1 protein-coding gene is annotated in these 861 nt (G+C 61.0%); it reads right to left on the reverse strand.

What is annotated here, in order from left to right; translation table 11 throughout:
* A partial coding sequence (gene istA / locus ACFQ24_RS03805; RefSeq protein ID WP_380909122.1) for an IS21 family transposase occupies window positions 1-861 on the reverse strand: 861 nt, incomplete at both ends.

Here is an 861-nt window from a genome sequence, read left to right on the forward strand (position 1 = left end):
CTGCAGACGCTGGAACGCATCGGGTAGCTCAAGGAAGGGCGCACCGTTGCGCAGGGCGCCGGGCTTGCGCTGCACGACCGCCAGATAATGGCGCCAGTCATAAACCGTATGACCTGGACCGTCGTGAGAGCGGTTGATGATGCGCTGATGTGCGCAGATTGGCTGCCCCTCGGCGACGACCTGGAAGCGATCAGGATAGACGCGCAGGCTGACAGTGCGATTGGCGAAAGAGGCCGGTACGCTGTAGCGATTGCGCTCAAAGTGGATGAGGCACGTCGGCGATACCCGTTTGCGATATTCCACAAAACCATCGAAGGGCCTGCCCGCAACCATCAGACACTCAGATTCATCGGCCCAGGCATTGGCAACCGATCCGGGTTCGATCCCGTGAGGGATGTCCTCCCATAACGCCTTGCAGCGCTCCTCCAGCCACAGGTTCAGCGCATCAAGGCTTTCGACCTGCGGCGTGGGTTGCCACAGACGGTGCCGCGCATCCTGGACATTCTTCTCGACCTGCCCCTTTTCCCATCCCGCAGCCGGGTTACAGAACTCAGCTTCGAACAGATAGTGGCTGACCATCGTCAGGAAGCGTGCGTTGACGGTGCGTTCCTTGCCACGCCCGACCTTGTCGACGGCCGTGCGCATATTGTCATAGATACCCCGGCGCGGCACGCCGCCCAGCACGCGGAAGGCGTGATTATGGGCGTCGAACAGCATCTCATGGGTTTGCAGCAGGTAGGCGCGCACGATGAATGCCCGGCTGTAACTGAGCTTGAAATGCGCGACCTGCAGCTTGGTCCGAACCCCGGCGATGATTGCCCAGTCCTCACTCCAATCAAACTGGAAAGCTTCCCCCGGCGC

This window comes from Sphingobium olei, assembly GCF_042678845.1.
Lineage (GTDB): Bacteria > Pseudomonadota > Alphaproteobacteria > Sphingomonadales > Sphingomonadaceae > Sphingobium > Sphingobium olei.